Genomic DNA, 15,536 nt, shown 5'->3' on the forward strand with positions numbered 1-15,536 from the left:
GCTCCGCGCTTCCGCCGTCGCATGGCGCGTGCCGGCGGACAAGCGGGCCGAGTCAGATGTCGGGCCGGACCGGAAGGACGAAGTCCACGCCCGGCATGCCGCCCAGCGCGCGCTTCAGCGTCTCGGCCGCGTCAGGCTCATCGGTCCTGACGTAGAAGCTCTGCTGGTCGATCGGCCCCGGTTCGACATGGCACAACCGATCAGGGCAGTAGAAGGCGTGGAGCTTCGTCGCGAAAGCACTGTCCTCGTAGTAGATCGTGTCGACGTCCACTGTCCGCCGGATCTTCTCGGCGATGATTTCTTTGTCCCGCTCGGTCGCCACCCGGGCTCCCTCTATTCCAAACTGGAGTAGACCGGACCCTGGACGGGTCAAGATGATGTGGACGTCCGCCTTGCCCGCCCAGAAGTTGGACGGCCTCCGCACCAGGTTCACGGGAACCGGCGACGTGCTGATATCGACCGCGATCTTCGGGATGTCATCCGCACGGTGAGCGGTTCCCATGAAGTACGCCTGAACACCGCAGGTGATGCCGGGCGTCAGTGGCTCCGCCGACGCCTGCAGCTTGGTGTAGGCCGTGAGACTCTCGATCTCCGGCAAGGTACGGAGGAACTTCTCCACAACCGGCTGGGTCAGCGGCGTGAGCCCTTCCACCGAGCACTGCGAAACCACGAACCCGCGTTGCTCGGGCCAGGGACCGTCCGGCGGAGGAAGGACATCCGCTGACCGCGTCCCGAAGAACCAGGTGGCACCTGCTCCACCGACGATGAGGAGCGCGGCCATGACCGCCGCGGCCGCCCACGGCTTCGGGCGCGACTTCGGCACGCGCTCGAAGGCGAGCGCCTCGGCTCCGGGTTCGTCGTTCGCCCATGACACGTGGATGACGATGCTGCATCGCCGATTCACGGGTCAAGCCCGGACCCGGAGCACGACCTGTCGCGTCTGGAGTCGGACCACTACCTGGAGGTGCTCGCGGGTCTCCCCGGCTTCCGCGTCCGCGACACCCTGGCGACCGAACGGGTCGACGAACCGGTCGGGGCCGCTGACGACAAGCAGCCGACCAAAGCCATCGACCGCTACGGCCGCGTCGACGGCCGAGCAGCACATCGCTGCGGAATCTGCGGCGCGAATTACCCCCTCCACCACGTCTGATATTCATCTCAATATCGATTGGAAAGCCATATCGATATTGGACATGATCTGACGAGTTCTGGTCTGCTCTCTCACTGAAGATCGATAGTGAGGAGCTTGACATGCAGAACTCCCCCACCCCCGCCCCCCGGGCACGGCTGCGCGGGGCGCTGGGCGTGGCCGTCCTGACCGCCTCCGCACTGTTCGGAGGAACCGCCTACGGCGCCACCGGCGGCCACGCCACGAGCACCGCCGCCCCCGAGGCGTCGCAGGCGGTGGGCCACCACGACCTGATCGTTCGCGACGATCTTCAGGCGCTGTTCCGCGATGCGGCCGTGCGTGGAACGTTCGCGCTCTACGACGTGAAGCGGGGACAGACCACCGTCGTCGACTCGCAGCGGGCGCGACAGCGGTTGATCCCGGCCTCCACGTTCAAGATCCCGCACAGCCTGATCGCGCTGGAGACCCGAGCCGTCAAAGACGAGAACGAGGTGATCCCCTACGGCGGGCAGCCGCAGCCGTTCCCGGAGTGGGAGCACGACATGAACCTGCGTGACGCGGTCCGGGCGTCCAACGTCCCGGTGTTCCAGACGCTCTCCCGCCGGATCGGCCTCAAGCGGGAGCAGCAGTGGGTCAACCGGCTGCACTACGGCAACCGCCGGGTCGGTACGGTCGTGGACCGCTTCTGGCTCGACGGCCCGCTGGAGATCTCGGCGGTCGAGCAGACCGGCTTCCTGTCCCGGCTGGCCCGTCAGCAGTTGCCGGCGTCCAAGCGGAACCAGCTGACGGTGCGCGACCTGCTGAAGATCGAGGAGAAGGACGGCTACGCGCTGTTCGCCAAGACCGGCTGGGGCATGTCCACCAAGCCGGGCATCGGCTGGTGGGTCGGCTGGGTCGAGCGCGGTGACCGCCTCTACACCTTCGCGCTGAACATCGACATCAACGTCGACAAGGACACCGAGAAGCGGATCCCCCTCGCCAGAGAGTTGCTGAAGGCGCTCGGCGTCCTCCCGAAGGCATGACCGGTTCGCCGGGCGTCGCGATCACATGGAATCCTCCGATGCCATGACGTCGCCGCGCACGGATCCCGATGCCCCCGGCCGCCCGTCGGCCGGGGGTGTGGCGACAGCACCCACCCCTGCGCGGCGAGGACGGCAGGCGGTCTCCGACCGCCGGACGGTCGCGATCGTCGTGGGGATACAGCTGGCCATCTCGCTCGGCTACTACGCGGTGATGGCGCACCTGGTCCTCCACCTGCGCCATGATCTCGGCATGCTCGCCGGCACCATCGCCGTGGTGCTCGGCCTGCGCGTAGCGATCCAGTACATGCTGTACCTGCCCGCCGGCGCGATCACGGACGCGATCGGCCCGGCGCGTACGGGGGCGCTGGCCTGCGGGCTGCGGGCGACGGCGTTCGCGCTGCTGGGGTTCACCAGTGGATTCGGCGGGCTGCTCTGCGCGGCCGTGGTGATGGCGGTGGGCGGGGCGCTGTTCCATCCGGCCGCCCAGTCGCTGCTGGCCGGGGTGGCTCCGGCACATCGCTCCCGTGGCTTCGCGGCCTACGTGATCGTCGGCCAGCTGGGCGCGGTGGCGGGCCCGCCCATCGGGCTGGTCCTGCTGGCGGGCGGGTTCTGGCTGCTGTCGGCGGTGACCGCGGGTGCGTGGGCGGCCGGCGCCGTGCTGTTCATGCTGCTACGTCGCGAGCCCGGCAACCCGCGTACGGACACACCGCCGGACCCGCCGGCGGACACGCGGACGGACATGCGCCTGGACGTACGGGCGCTCGCCGAAGGGGTGTCGGTGGCGCTCCGCGACCGGGGCTTCCTCCGATACGCCCTGATCGCGGCGCCCGTCACGCTGCTCACCAACCAGATCGCGACCGTGGTCCCGCTCACAGGGGTCGGCGCCGGCGCGACGACCCTGTTCTTCTGCGTGGTGGCGGCGGCCACGGCCGCGATCCAGCCCTGGTGCGCGGGTGGCGGGCGAGGCGAGCGCCCCTGGTTGCTCAGGAGCGGCCTGCTCTGCGCGGGGATCGGCTATCTGGCGCTGCTGGCGGTGCCTCCCGACGGAGGTGACCGGACCGCCGTGCTGGTGGCGGCCGCCGTACTGCACGGACTGGCCGCCGGGCTGACGCAGTCGGCGGTGTTCCAGACCTTCACCCGCTGCGCTCCACCGCAGCGCTTCGGCGCCTATTTCGGTCTGCTCAGCTTCCTCTCCGGAGTGGTCTCCCTGGCGGGAGGGTTCGCCGTCGGCCCGCTTCTCGACGCCGGGAGCCAGGGCATGGCGACGGCGCTGGTCGGACTCGGCCTGGTCGCGGCGCTCTCCGCCGCCGCCCTGCGCCTTCCCCGCCCCCATCCGCCGGGACGCGGAAGCGCGTAGCCCTGTCCAGAAACCGGCCATGTCGTCCGGTGAGCCGCGAGCGACCGGCTCCCCGTCTCGGCTAGTGGTTCCCGGGGCGGGAGAAGCCGACGCGGGGCGTCGAATAGTTCGCGTAGCTCTCGATACGGACCACCGAGTGCGAGTTGGGCGCGTGGATCATCGTGTGCTTCTCGGGGTCGAGCACGATGCCCACGTGGTCGGGGCTGCCGTCCCCGTTGTTGTCGAAGAAGATGAGGTCTCCCGCCTGCTCCGTACCGTCGGGGATGCGGGGTCCCTGGAACCACTGGTCCGCGGCGACCCGGGGAATGTTGATCCCCGCCGCCTGGTAGGCGCGTAGCGTCAGCCCGGAGCAGTCGAAGGTGTTCGGCCCCGTCGCACCCCAGACATAGCGGTCGCCGAGTTGCGCGAGCGCGTAGTCGATGACGGCACCTGCCCGGGGGTTCTTGGCAAGGCTGTGGGCGTTCGGCGGGACCCTGGTGTTCTGCGGCCCGTAGACGCCTCCGCCCGAGCCGGACCCGTTGCCGCCGGTCTGAGCGGCGGTGCCGCTGCCGGCGCCCGTACCGGAGGCGGAGTCGGGTCCCGCGCCGGTCTCGGTGCCGGTGTAGCTCGCCAGATCGACGTTCCCATGGGAGTACGCGGGGTCGGGGATCCAGCGCATCGCAGGGTTGTCCTTCGCGGTGAAGGTCTGCTGGCTGGGAGGATTGATGGACGTGAAGAAGGAGACCGAGACGTACTTGTCGACCTCGTCGACCGCCTTCGTGACGGCGTCGACCGCCCGCTGCTTCGGCGCCGCCGCCCGGCTCACGCCGTCGTCCACCTCGATCCTGATGCTCGTCATGGAGATCACGTCGCTGTTGCTACGCTGCTCGTCCAGCCAGAGGCGCTTCTCGTTGTAGATCGTCTGGACGTCGGTCTTGGCGGTCGACAGCGCCGTCGCCGCAGCGTCGATCATGCTGGCGCAGCTGGTCAGAGCGCTGCTCAGGTCCGTGGCGGCATTGGGATAGGCGGCCATGTAGGTGACGAAGCTCTCGGCGGCCTCGCCGTTCCACGCGTCGTCGACGGTGCCGACCACGCGCTTGAGGGCATCGGTGTGCTCGGTCACGTCACCGGCCACCTTCCGCAGGCGTGCCGAGAGCGCGCTGATCTCGGACTGATCGGTCGCCAGTGTGTCGATGATGCGCTGGATGGGCTGAAGGTATGTGTCCCAGATGTCCGTCACGCCTGCACCACCCCAGAGCCCGGGGAGTTGGCACTCTTGACGTTCCCGATGACCGTGTGCACGGCCGTCTCGACCTCGGCCAGGTTCTGCTGGGCGTGCCGTGTCTCGGATCGGATCTTCGCCTGGAGCTTGCCGACGGCTGCGACGAGCTTGCCGGACGTGTTCTCAAGTGTCCCGAAGGAGAGCTGGCCGACGTGCACGGGAGCCTCGTCGGCATCAGCCTTGAACAGGTTGGAGACACTCATTGCTTTGCCGGCGCAATCCTCCAGAGCGTCGACGTAGACCTCGAACCCCGCCATGTAAGCCTCGCCCCAGGTGCTCGTCTGACATCCGTCGTGCCGGAAATTTTACGATCAGGTGCGTAATGCGATCAAGCGGCGAGCCCCGACAGCCTTGTGGCCGGGCCGGATCAGGCAGGTGGATATTCTCCGTTCCGTGAAAATCCGACAAGGCACCGCGAACGACATCGAAGCGGTCGCGGCGCTACACACCGCGAGCTGGCGGACGGCCTATGCCGGGCTCATGCCGGACAGCTACCTCAACGGGCCGCTGCTCGACGAGCGATCACGCCTGTGGCGTGCCCGGCTGGGAGCCGATCCGCACCCCGGCGGCGACACCACCTGGCGCCTCCTGATCGCCGAGGACGGCGACGCGCTCAGCGGATTCGTCTATCTCCTTCTCCAGGACGACGGGCGCGTCCTGCTGGACAACCTCCACGTCAGCCCGGCCCTGAAGCGTTCGGGCATCGGACGCCACCTCATGCACCACGGCTTCGAGTGGGCGGCCGCGCACCACCCCGGCCGGGCCGTCTATCTGGAGGTGCTCCGGGACAACACCCCGGCACGATCCTTCTACCGGCGCATGGGAGGTCGGGTGACCCGGGAGTTCGTGGAACCGTTCTCCGCGGGATTCGAGGTCTCCGTCGTCGAGTACACCTGGGACGCACCCGCCATGAGGAGCATCCCCACCCCGGATCCCGTCACCTCGTAACACCGGTCCAGTCGGCTCACATGCAGCGGAGGTCCCAGAAGGAGCCGTGATCGCGGTCCTGGATCTCAACGATGACCGGCCGATCATCAACGCCGTACCGGTATCCCGTCAGGTGAGGGGACTCCCACACCATGAACTCAAGGGAGTCGTTCCCGCCCTCGCTCGGCCGGATCCCGGCCGCCCTGTAGTAGCCGGCGATCTCATCCAGAGACAGTGTGGTGCTCAGGTCGAAGCGCAGCCGGAAAGTGCACATGTCCTTCATGTCGTACGCCCCTACCGAACCGTGGTAGTCGGTGCTGCTGATAGACGTCTCCGGCGGAGGGGGATGGTCCAGGAATCGGTCGGCGACTCCGGCCATCTGGTGGTCGTGGATCCACACAGGCGCCATCGCGAGAACGTAGAGCAGAGGAAGAACCGACAGGCTCGCGATGACGCGTCCCAATCGGCGTTTCGGTCCCGACGCCGTGTGCGGCCGTACGTCGTGCCGAGCCTCCGGCGGAGCTGTCGACATGGGATCCCCTTCTTTCGGCACGTCCGGCGATCACATGAAATTCACGATCTCACGATTTCCCGGATCGGGACATCCTTCTCACTCTGGATGGGATGACACACGCGCCGGCGGGGGGACCGTGGGCCCGGCGAGTCCGGTGGGCGCACCAGGAAGATCTTCGTGTCCAGCCGCTCCATCCCGCCTTCCCGCCCCACGAGCAGATCGACTGGATCGGGCACATGCGTGTCGCGGTACGCGTATGGCATGCGACGCGGCCTCCGGCTCAGCCGGTCGCGTTTCCACCGGCGAGCACCGGGGCCACGCCGGTCCGGCGGCGCGGGATCGCCAGGGCCAGCAGCGCGGCCAGCAGCGCCGCGCCGCCGCCGATCACGAAGCTGGTACGGAACCCGGCCATGGAGGGCAGCGAACTCGGCCCCAGGTGAACGATCATGTGGCTGAGCACCACACCGATGACGGCACTCGCGGTGGAGGTGCCGATGGACCGCATCAGGCTGTTGAGCCCGTTCGCCGCCGCCGTCTCCGAGGTCGGCACCACGGACATGATCAGCGCGGGCATGGCGGCGTACGTGAAGGCGATCCCGGCGGAGATGACCGCGGAGATCACCATGATCTGCCATACCTCGCGGGTCATCCCGAGCCCCATCGCGTATCCGCAGACGATCACCAGGCAGCCGGTGACCAGCGACGCCCTGGGCCCGCGAGCCGCCGAGATGCGCGCGGACAGCGACGAGACCAGCACCATCACGAGTCCGCCGGGGAGCAGGCACAGCCCGGCCGCCAGCATGGACTGGCCCAGGCCGTACCCGGTCGCCGTGGGCAGCTGCAGGAGCTGCGGGATGACCAGCGCCTGCGCGTACATGGCGAATCCGACCACGACGGAGGCGAGGTTGGTCATCAGGACCTGACGGCGGGCGGTGGTCCGCAGGTCCACGAGGGGCTCCCGGGCGCGCAGCTCGTACCAGCCCCAGACGAGCAGCACCAGCACGGCCGCGCCGAGAAGTCCGAGGGTGACCCCGCTCGTCCAGCCCCAGTCGCCCCCCTTGGAGACACCCAGCAGCAGGCAGATCAGCCCCGTGCAGAGACCGAACGCGCCGACGAGGTCGAATCTGCCTCCGCTGCGCACCGGCGACTCCGGCACCAGGACGATCACCAACGCCAGCACCACCAGGGCCAGCCCGCCGGACGCCCAGAAGAGCACGTGCCAGTGGACGTACTGCGCCACCGCCGCCGCGGCCGGCAGGCCCAGAGCCCCGCCGATGCCCATCGAGGAACTCATCAGCGCCATCGCCGCGCCCAGCCTCTCGGGCGGCAGTTCGTCGCGCATGATGCTGATGCCGAGCGGGATCACCCCGATGCCGAATCCCTGCAGAGCCCGCCCGATCACCATCGGTACGAGCGATTCACTCAGCGCGCACACCAGGGAACCCACGATCAGCAGCGTCAGGCTGAGCAGCAGCATCCGCCGCTTGCCGTACATGTCGGCGAGCCTGGTGATGACGGGGGTGGCGACCGCGCCGGCGAGCAGCGTCGAGGTGAACACCCAGGACGCGTTCGATGCGGAGGTGTGCAGCAGGACGGGCAGCTCGGACACCAGCGGAAGCACCAGAGTCTGCATCAAGGCGACCAGGATGCCGGCGATGCACAGGACGGCGATCACGCCTCTGGTGCGCGACGAGCCGGTCGCGGACCCCTTTTCGTGACCGGTGAGTGACGTCGCGCTCAAAAGGCCCCCCGCTCGCATGTCCGGCGGACCGGCCCACACCCCGACATACGCATCATGCACAGTCGCTTCCGGCAACATTCCGGCGGCCCTCACTCAAGGGGGCATGATCGGCGATGCCGCACGTCGCCCGGGAGCCCGGTGGCCTGCGTAGGAGGAACGCCCGGATACGATCAACGCGGAACCGTGCGCCGTTCTTAGGGGCAGGCTGATCTTGGATACCTCCCGCTTCCACGCGATCCGCACGCGTGCGGTCAAGCTGGCCGTCGCGGCCGTCGTCATCGTCATGCTGGGCATCGTCGCGCTCGCGCCGAACGGGCAGCAGGAGCGCGCCGCCGCCTCTCCGTCCGACCTCGTCTCATTCCGTCCCGACGGGACCATCTTGATGGCGCGCCCCGGAGTCACCGCCCCCGTCCTGGAGGTGTACGAGGACTACCAGTGCCCGTACTGCCGGGACTTCGAGCGGCTCAACGGCGGCGTCGTCCGGGAATGGGCGGTGCAGGGCAAGGTCGCGGTGATCATCCACCCGTTCACGGTCTTCGGCGAGAACACCCGCGTGACGCGGGACAACTCGCGTCGTGCGCTCATGGCGTCCCTGTGCGTCACCGACCCGCGCAAGTGGCTGGACTTCCACGACGCGCTGTACTCCCACCAGCCCGAAGAGACGCTGGCGGGCGGATTTGCCGTCGAGGAACTCGTGGGGTACGCGAAGGGGATCGGCATCGCCGAGTCCGAGTTCACCACGTGCCTGAACTCCCAGGAGACCGCCGACCGCGCCGACGCGCTGTCGAAGCTCGCCTTCGCCCGCGGTGTCCAGGGCACGCCGACCATCCGGCTGGACGGACGCGACCTCGACTGGAGCACCTCATGGGCCACGCCCGTACAGCAGGTCTGATTCTCCGGTGATCATCAGACGTCCCGCCTAGGAGGCGCCGCCGGATCCACCCGGAGTCTCACGGCGACATGGCCCGTTTCAATGATCCACACCGGCGATCTCGCCCGTGAGGCGCGGCCGCGCAGTCGCTCCGGCGCCCGACGTCCCTACCCAGCCGTACGGCCTCGGCCTCGGCGAGGAGACGTCAGACGGCCTTGGCGAGGACGTCGTACTCGTCGTCGGTGAGGTCGACCTCCGCCGCGGCGACGTTCTCCTCCAAGTGCGCGACCCGTGACGTGCCGGGGATCGGGAGCATCACAGGAGAGCGGCGCAGCAACCATGCCAGCGCGAGCTGGGCCGGACTGACGCCATGGTCCTTCGCCGCACCCGCCAGCGGGCCGCCGGGCTTGGCCAGCTCACCGGTCGCGATCGGGAACCAGGGGATGAAGCCCAGCCCCTCCCGCTCCGCGTAGTCCAGCACCGCCTCGGACTGGCGGTTCGCCAGGTTGTACAGGTTCTGCACGGAGACGATCTCCGCGATCTTCCTTACCTGCTCGATCTCCTCCACGGAGACCTCGGACACCCCGATGTGCCGGATCTTTCCCTCGTTCTTCAGATCGGCCAGCACGCCGATCTGGTCGGGCAGCGGCACCTGCGGGTCGATCCGGTGCAGTTGGAGCAGGTCGATCCGGTCGAGCCGCAACCGGCGGAGCGACATCTCGACCTCCTGGCGGAGGTATTCCGGGCGACCGACCGGATGCCACTCGCCCGGGCCGGTGCGGACCAGACCCGCCTTGGTCGCGATCACCAGAGAGTCGCCGTACGGATGCAGCGCCTCGGCGATGATCTCCTCGCTGACATAGGGACCGTAGGAGTCGGCGGTGTCGATGAAGTTCACCCCGAGCTCCACGGCCCGGCGCAACACCGCGCGCGCCTCCCCCCGGTCACGCGGCTCGCCCCAGACGCCCGGCCCGGTGAGCTGCATCGCGCCGTAACCGAGCCGGACGACCGGCAGATCTCCGCCGAGAAGAAAGGTGCCGCTCCGCTGTGCCGGAAGGCGCTCCGCCTGCCTTGCCATGTGCCACCCCTGAAAAGTCATGAGACGAGGTCATGGGACATCCCCCACCAGTCTCCGCGTACCCGAGAACGAGCAAGATGGAGCCCCGGAAAAGGTGGAATCCCAGCGACCGTCGCACATGCGACTCCAGGACGTCCAGGAGTCGGCAGGCCGTAGAGCGCACCCGGGAGACAGAGGGCCGTGAGCACGTCCAGAAGACAGAGCGGAGGGTTATGGAGCACGCCCGGGAGTCGGCAGGCCGGAGAGCGCACCCGGGAGACGACGGGTAGCCCGAACAGATCACCTCATTGCGACCGAGATCCTTGAGTGGTCACCCGGCCGCCTCATACTCCTCGACCAACCGGCGGGGAGCCGTGAGGCACCATGCCTCGGTCACCAACTCGGCCAGCTCGTCCGGCGGCACCATGTCCAGCCGGATCTGCACCCAGCCGAAACGGCCGGAGGTGTAGGAACGCGCGAAGGTCTCCGGATCCTGCCCGACGAGCGCCTCCCGCTCCTCCATGGTCACCTTCACCAGGGCGATGCCGGTGTCCTCCTGAAGGTAGGCGAACCCTTTTCCCCGCACCTTGATCCCGACATAGTTGGCGGGGGCACCGACCTGAGCCTCCGGAAGCGCCCGCACGAGTCGCAGGAACTCCTCGACGCCGACCGCCTGGTCATGGAGATTGTCCATGTCGCAGGTCTATCAGGCAGGACCGACATTCCTCCGCCGCTCGGTCAGGCGCGCTGCCCGACTCCCGTGGCGAACTCCTTGATGCGACCCTTCACTCCGGTCTCCATCGCCAGCGGGGGCGTGTCCATCCCCTCGCCGGCGCGCAGGCCCTCGAAGAACTCCTCCAGCGCCTGCCGTCCGGTACGGAGGGGATGCCAGCCGAGCTCGTCGTGGGCCCGGGAGATGTCCATCCGGGGGATCTTCAAGGCCATCTCCAGCAGCCCGGGGGACGCGGGCACCAGACGCAGATGCCAGCCGGCCGCCACCGCCGCCCTCGCCAGCATGGTCGGCATGCTCACCGTCCGGGTGCCGAGGATCTCCGCCAGCACGTCCGGGGTGATGACCGGGTCGGCGGCGATGTTGAACGCGCCGATGACGGGACGGGTCACCGCGAGCCGGTAGGCCTCCGCGGCGTCCTCGGCGTGCAGCGCCTGCAGCCGCAGCCCCGGGATGTCCGGCACGAAGGGAATCATGCCGGGGCGCACCAGCCGTCCCGGCAGGAAGGGACCTGCGAAGATGCGTCGCTGCTCGGTCGCGGCCTCGCGCTTGAAGATGAAGCCCGGCCGCATCCGCACCACGCGGATGTCAGGGTGATCCCGCTCGAAGATGTCCAGCAGTCGCTCGACATAGGCCTTCTCGCGCCCGTACGCGGCGTTCGGCCAGCCGTGGGTCGGCCACGTCTCGTCGACGCCCTGTTCCTTCGGCCCCGGAGAGTACGCGCCCACCGACGAGGCGTACACCAGCGTGGACACGCCCGCCTTCGCCGCCGCGCGGAACACCCGCTGGCTGCCCATCACGTTGGCGCGCCAGGTGGTCACCGGGTCGTGCGTCGGCTGGAACAACCACGCCAGATGGATGACGGCGTCGGCCCCGGTGAAGATTCGGGCCAGGTCCGCCGTGATGACGTCGGCCGCCCGCCACTCCGTCTTGCCGGGCCTCCATCCGGGGAACCGCCTCGCCACGCCCAGGATCGTGGTGATGTCGGGATCCGATTCCAGCGCGGAGACCACGCTCGTCCCGACGTTTCCGGTCGCTCCGACCACGACTACTCGCATGTGCCGTTGGCTGCCCAGATGGCGGCCGTCGAAACACGTCCTGCCTGCGGGTTCGCCCGTTTCGCCCGAGCCCTGGACGGGCATGAGGGGATCTCTCGGGGAAGAAGGACGATCATGTTGACCAAGCTGGTGCACGGCGCCGCAAGCGGCGCCCTCGCCACCGTGGCGCTGGCCGCGGTGTCGCTGGCCGGAGACCAGGCCGGGCTGATGCGCGACCAGCCGTCCAGACATGTCACGCCCGGCGGCCTGCCTCTCCGGGCCTCCCGCACTCCCCTCACGCCCGGCCTGCCTCCCCGGACTTCCCGCACTCCCCTCACGTCCGGCATGGCTCCCGGGGCTCCCCACGCCTCCCGGCACGGAGGCCGTCGGACCCGGCGTGGTGAGGCGCTCGCCCACTTCGGGATCGGCGTGGCATCCGGTGTCGTGTTCTCCACCCTTTCCCGAGGGCGGCGAGCCCGGCTGCCGCTGGGCGTCGGCTACGCCCTCGCGGCCTGGATCGCGAGCCACAACGGCTGGGTGCCGTGCATCGGCATCCTCCCGCCGGAGACCCGTGACGACTCCTGCCGCGCCGCCGTGACGGCCGCCGGGCACGTGGTGTACGGCATGGTCCTCGTGGCCACCATGAACCGCCTCCTCCGGCAACCGTCACCCCCGGTCTGACCATGGAGCCGGGGCGCCGTACACAGGGCTCCCCACACGGCGGGCGCGAGCCATGGAGACGTCGGGAGGTCTGCGTTCGTCCCCCACGTACCGGAAGACGCGTGCGGGAACGCGACTGTCTCCGATCGCCGTACCGGCAGGCGTCGCTCCGGTATCCTTCCGCTGCCGCCAATCATCCCCTCGGCTCCTGACGCGCGAAGGCAGGCGTTCTCCGCTCGCCACGGCGAAACGAGCGACCCAGCGCGGAAGGCCGTCCGTGAAGCACCCCTTTCCCAGCAGCGCGACTGGTGGCGTGCCCGGGACACGGCTGCCGGCATGTCGCGGACTTCGTCGCCGAGCCGGTTCTCACCGGCGGCTTCCCCTTAATGGCGCCCGGACGGCCTGCCACCGGCGCCCGCCGAATGGCGGGACGTCATCGAGGAGCACGGCAGCCCCCGCCACCAGGCATGGCGTCACCGCATCGATCACGACACCACCTTCGACGCCGGCGCCGTACGCGAACACCGCGAACACCCGGGACAGCCGGTGAGCCCTGATGGACCCCGACCCAGGAGAGGCGGATCTATGAAGAACGGCTCCTGCCCGAAATGCGGCTCCTCCCACGTCATGGCCGATGTCGACGTGCATGACCGCGGTCAGAACGGCGCGCTCCCGCTGCGCGTCCACATCACGGAGCCGGAACCGCCGAACCACGGCTTCATCTGGAAGCAGGGCTCGTCATCGGGGGTCGTCCGCGCCTGGATCTGCGCGGCCTGCGGTCACACCGAGCTCTACACCGACAACCTCGCCGCGCTGTACGAGAGCTACCGGAAGGGGCGACCCTGAACCGGGTCCCCTGAACATGCGGGCTTCCCGCCCGCCTCCCGTACGAACCCCAGGCCGACAGGTCGCGAAGGCGGCGTATCGCGAGCAGCTCCGGCCGATGCTCGTCGGCGCGGCGGGTGCGTGTCCCACGCGCAGCCGCATGAGGCCCCCGGGGCGGCCCGTCGTCACGGGGCCGCACCTGGCCACACGGGCAGCGAGTACCTCTGCCGGAGATCTATGACCGGGGTGCGCCGTACCAGCGCCATGTCGTGAGGCGCGGATGCCCGGGAAGTTCAGCGCGTCCGGTGGCCCACAGCAGGGTGAGCCACGGGTCCGTGCCCTCTGGGGTGTTCGAAAACAGGCGGGCGAGCACCCGCGAGCACAGATCGGTGGGTGGTGTCCAGGCAAGCCCGAGGCCCTCGGCCAGATCGTGGGTGTGCACCAGGGTCTCCACGATCCCCATCGCGGCGAAGCCTTCCGGGTCCGAGGCCCCGAAGACGTGGTGTGCCCGGACCTGAGACGGCGTCGTACGGACCATGGCGACCAGCAGCGCGCCACTCGCCTCCAGCACCTGCAACAGCCCGGCCGGGCCCACCGTACGGTCCGCGTGGATGGCGTTCGGGGGGCCTCCGGGCCTTCTGCTCGCCCACGCGAAGGGCACGACGCCGTCCAACGGCGGCGTCCTGGGGCCCAGTTGGGCGGCGTAGGAGAAGAGGTCGTCGCTGAGGTGCTCGACGGTCTCCCAGCAGTCCCACTCCAGCGAACCGGCCTTGCCGTCCCACGCCTGCGAAGGCGCCTCCCGGAGGATCCCGATGGCGAGCTGGACGGCTTGGTCGAGGTCGTCCGCCGTCACCGGCGATCGGGGCGGTCCGGCTTCGGCTGATTGAGACACGGCAGGGACCATATCGCCAACGGCGGGTGTTCCGAAGAGGGGATCGAGGGCAGCGGACATCGAGGTGGCCGACGACTAGGTCTAGCGGGTCGCCCAGACCGGGAAGCCGGCGCCGTAGTCACTCAGTCAGTCACCCGGAAGATCAAAGAGGCCGGTCCCGCTGGGCGGAACCGGCCTCTGACATTGGTGGAGCTATGGGGATTTGAACCCCAGACCCCTTCGATGCGAACGAGGAAAGGCGGCTTATGCGACCTTGGCTGATTGAGTGTTTTCGCAGGCCAGTGCCAACATGGCGGGGATTCTGAGGCATTCTGAGGGACTCTCGCGCTCCCAAGGTCACTCCCATTTCGCTCCCAAAATCGGACAGCAAAAGAGCGGGTCTCTGATGCACTGCCAGGGGCTCGCTCTCTGCTTCTACTGCCTTGCGCGGTCGAACTCGCCGGCCTTGGCGCCCGCGATGAAGGCATCCCACTCTTCGGGCGTGAAGACGAGGACAGGACCATCCTGGTTCTTGCTGTCACGGACCCCGACGCACCCCTCGGGGAGATCCGCCACTGCGACACAGTTGTCCTCCGCGCTATATGACGACGTTCTCCACGCCGGCTCTTCGCGCTGCATAAATCCTCCCCCGGACTATGAACGGGCCGCTATCGAATGCATGGCCGCCACAGTGTCCTCCGGCGACAGAGCGCTCGCCACTAGCTGGTCGTAGATGGTGCTGCAACTCTCCACGTCCTCGCTCCTGTAGGAGATGACAGGCGTGACTGCCATCTCCACGTACACGATCCGCAAGGCCCGCTCGCCAGAGAAGGACATGACCGTGAACGGCATTGTCATAGCAGCATGCGCGCCAATGCTATTCGGAATCACTTGGACCGTGACATTGGGCAGCGCTGCCAGCTCGATCAGTCGATAGATCTGCTCACGCATGACATCCGGGCCGCCGACGCTCTTGAGCAAAGCAGCCTCATCGATCACGGCATGCAGTTCGGGCGGGTCCTGCCGCGCGAGGACCTCCTGACGCGTCATCCTCGCCGTGACCCGCCGGGCAATCGCGCCCTCATCTGTGATGCCAAGGCCGCGAAACATGGCTGCGGCATACTCCCGTGTCTGCAGCAGTCCTGGGACACAAAGCAGCTCGTAGGTCTGGATGGTTACGGCGCCGGCTTCCAAGTTGGGCAGGTCGGAGAGGAGGTCTGCGTACTCCTCCCACCAGCCGCGCGTGCGGGATTCCCGGACGATCTGTACGAGGTTCTGCAGGTCGGTCTCATCGGTGATCCCGTACATGGCAAGCATGTCGAGGACATCACGGAGGTTGATCCGCTTGAATCGGCCGCCTTCGATGCGGGAGATCTTCGACGGATCCCATCCGAGATGCCGCGACACCTTGGTGGAGTCGAGTCCGGCGTTCTCGCGGTAGCTCTTGAGGGTAATCGCCAGTTCTTGCCGTCGCTCGGCGGGGCTGAAATGCATGGTCGTCCTCGCGCGTCGTGGATATTCCACCACAAACCGG

General features: G+C 68.5%; 18 protein-coding genes. 7 read left to right on the forward strand and 11 right to left on the reverse strand.

Going from position 1 to position 15,536, the window contains the following annotated elements; genetic code table 11:
* Nucleotides 1-52: 52 nt before the first annotated feature.
* Nucleotides 53-874, reverse strand: coding sequence for a hypothetical protein (locus IMZ11_RS02045; protein ID WP_228637180.1), 822 nt, complete (start codon nt 872-874; stop codon nt 53-55).
* Here IMZ11_RS02045 and IMZ11_RS02050 point away from each other — a divergent pair, their 5' ends adjacent.
* From IMZ11_RS02050 to IMZ11_RS02060, 3 genes are all read left to right on the forward strand, one after another.
* Nucleotides 875-1,150, forward strand: coding sequence for a hypothetical protein (locus tag IMZ11_RS02050; protein WP_228637375.1), 276 nt, complete (start codon nt 875-877; stop codon nt 1,148-1,150). It abuts the gene before it with no gap.
* Nucleotides 1,151-1,251: 101 nt separating this feature from the next.
* Nucleotides 1,252-2,151 carry a class D beta-lactamase gene (gene blaOXA / locus IMZ11_RS02055; protein WP_228637181.1) on the forward strand — a complete coding sequence of 300 codons (900 nt, stop codon included), beginning with the start codon at nt 1,252-1,254 and terminating at the stop codon, nt 2,149-2,151.
* A gap of 43 nt (nt 2,152-2,194) precedes the next feature.
* Nucleotides 2,195-3,508, forward strand: coding sequence for an MFS transporter (locus tag IMZ11_RS02060; protein ID WP_228637182.1), 1,314 nt, complete (start codon nt 2,195-2,197; stop codon nt 3,506-3,508).
* 61 nt (nt 3,509-3,569) lie between these two features.
* Here IMZ11_RS02060 and IMZ11_RS02065 read toward each other — a convergent pair whose 3' ends face one another.
* The gene (locus IMZ11_RS02065) at nt 3,570-4,727 is read right to left on the reverse strand and encodes an NlpC/P60 family protein (protein ID WP_228637183.1); all 1,158 of its coding nucleotides are present in this window, start codon (nt 4,725-4,727) and stop codon (nt 3,570-3,572) included.
* On the reverse strand, nt 4,724-5,026 hold the full coding sequence (locus tag IMZ11_RS02070) for a hypothetical protein (RefSeq protein ID WP_228637184.1): 303 nt from the start codon (nt 5,024-5,026) through the stop codon (nt 4,724-4,726). The genes IMZ11_RS02065 and IMZ11_RS02070 overlap by 4 nt, the downstream gene beginning before the upstream one ends.
* 136 nt (nt 5,027-5,162) lie before the next feature.
* Between IMZ11_RS02070 and IMZ11_RS02075 the strand changes: the two genes are divergently transcribed.
* Nucleotides 5,163-5,717 carry a GNAT family N-acetyltransferase gene (locus IMZ11_RS02075; RefSeq protein WP_228637185.1) on the forward strand — a complete coding sequence of 185 codons (555 nt, stop codon included), beginning with the start codon at nt 5,163-5,165 and terminating at the stop codon, nt 5,715-5,717.
* A 16-nt stretch (nt 5,718-5,733) separates the two neighbouring features.
* On the opposite strand, the gene IMZ11_RS02080 is transcribed toward IMZ11_RS02075, so the two are convergent.
* Together IMZ11_RS02080 and IMZ11_RS02085 are read right to left on the reverse strand one after the other, a co-directional pair.
* Complete coding sequence (locus IMZ11_RS02080; RefSeq protein WP_228637186.1) at nt 5,734-6,105, reverse strand: hypothetical protein; 372 nt, start codon at nt 6,103-6,105, stop codon at nt 5,734-5,736.
* Nucleotides 6,106-6,490: 385 nt separating this feature from the next.
* Nucleotides 6,491-7,951 carry an MFS transporter gene (locus tag IMZ11_RS02085; RefSeq protein ID WP_228637187.1) on the reverse strand — a complete coding sequence of 487 codons (1,461 nt, stop codon included), beginning with the start codon at nt 7,949-7,951 and terminating at the stop codon, nt 6,491-6,493.
* A gap of 211 nt (nt 7,952-8,162) precedes the next feature.
* On the opposite strand from IMZ11_RS02085, the gene IMZ11_RS02090 reads away from it, so the two are divergent.
* Nucleotides 8,163-8,843 carry a thioredoxin domain-containing protein gene (locus IMZ11_RS02090; protein ID WP_228637188.1) on the forward strand — a complete coding sequence of 227 codons (681 nt, stop codon included), beginning with the start codon at nt 8,163-8,165 and terminating at the stop codon, nt 8,841-8,843.
* A 184-nt stretch (nt 8,844-9,027) separates the two neighbouring features.
* On the opposite strand, the gene IMZ11_RS02095 is transcribed toward IMZ11_RS02090, so the two are convergent.
* The 3 genes from IMZ11_RS02095 to IMZ11_RS02105 all read right to left on the reverse strand — a co-directional run bounded on the left by IMZ11_RS02095 (nt 9,028) and on the right by IMZ11_RS02105 (nt 11,667).
* Nucleotides 9,028-9,900 (reverse strand): aldo/keto reductase, encoded by an 873-nt coding sequence (locus IMZ11_RS02095; protein ID WP_228637189.1) that lies wholly within the window; start codon nt 9,898-9,900, stop codon nt 9,028-9,030.
* A 310-nt stretch (nt 9,901-10,210) separates the two neighbouring features.
* Nucleotides 10,211-10,573 (reverse strand): MmcQ/YjbR family DNA-binding protein, encoded by a 363-nt coding sequence (locus tag IMZ11_RS02100; RefSeq protein WP_228637190.1) that lies wholly within the window; start codon nt 10,571-10,573, stop codon nt 10,211-10,213.
* A 44-nt stretch (nt 10,574-10,617) separates the two neighbouring features.
* Nucleotides 10,618-11,667 (reverse strand): NAD-dependent epimerase/dehydratase family protein, encoded by a 1,050-nt coding sequence (locus tag IMZ11_RS02105; RefSeq protein ID WP_228637191.1) that lies wholly within the window; start codon nt 11,665-11,667, stop codon nt 10,618-10,620.
* A 114-nt stretch (nt 11,668-11,781) separates the two neighbouring features.
* Between IMZ11_RS02105 and IMZ11_RS02110 the strand changes: the two genes are divergently transcribed.
* Complete coding sequence (locus IMZ11_RS02110; protein WP_228637192.1) at nt 11,782-12,327, forward strand: hypothetical protein; 546 nt, start codon at nt 11,782-11,784, stop codon at nt 12,325-12,327.
* 564 nt (nt 12,328-12,891) lie between these two features.
* Entirely contained in the window at nt 12,892-13,152 is a 261-nt protein-coding gene (locus tag IMZ11_RS02115) for a hypothetical protein (protein WP_228637193.1), read from the forward strand.
* Nucleotides 13,153-13,366: 214 nt separating this feature from the next.
* Here IMZ11_RS02115 and IMZ11_RS02120 read toward each other — a convergent pair whose 3' ends face one another.
* The 3 genes from IMZ11_RS02120 to IMZ11_RS02130 all read right to left on the reverse strand — a co-directional run bounded on the left by IMZ11_RS02120 (nt 13,367) and on the right by IMZ11_RS02130 (nt 15,496).
* Nucleotides 13,367-14,023 carry a hypothetical protein gene (locus tag IMZ11_RS02120; protein ID WP_228637194.1) on the reverse strand — a complete coding sequence of 219 codons (657 nt, stop codon included), beginning with the start codon at nt 14,021-14,023 and terminating at the stop codon, nt 13,367-13,369.
* A 414-nt stretch (nt 14,024-14,437) separates the two neighbouring features.
* Nucleotides 14,438-14,641, reverse strand: a complete 204-nt coding sequence (locus tag IMZ11_RS02125; protein WP_228637195.1) for a DUF397 domain-containing protein — start codon at nt 14,639-14,641, stop codon at nt 14,438-14,440.
* A 15-nt stretch (nt 14,642-14,656) separates the two neighbouring features.
* The gene (locus tag IMZ11_RS02130) at nt 14,657-15,496 is read right to left on the reverse strand and encodes a helix-turn-helix transcriptional regulator (RefSeq protein WP_228637196.1); all 840 of its coding nucleotides are present in this window, start codon (nt 15,494-15,496) and stop codon (nt 14,657-14,659) included.
* Nucleotides 15,497-15,536: the final 40 nt, after the last annotated feature.

Origin of the sequence: Microtetraspora sp. AC03309, from assembly GCF_020826795.1 — a bacterium.
Lineage (GTDB): Bacteria > Actinomycetota > Actinomycetes > Streptosporangiales > Streptosporangiaceae > Microtetraspora > Microtetraspora glauca.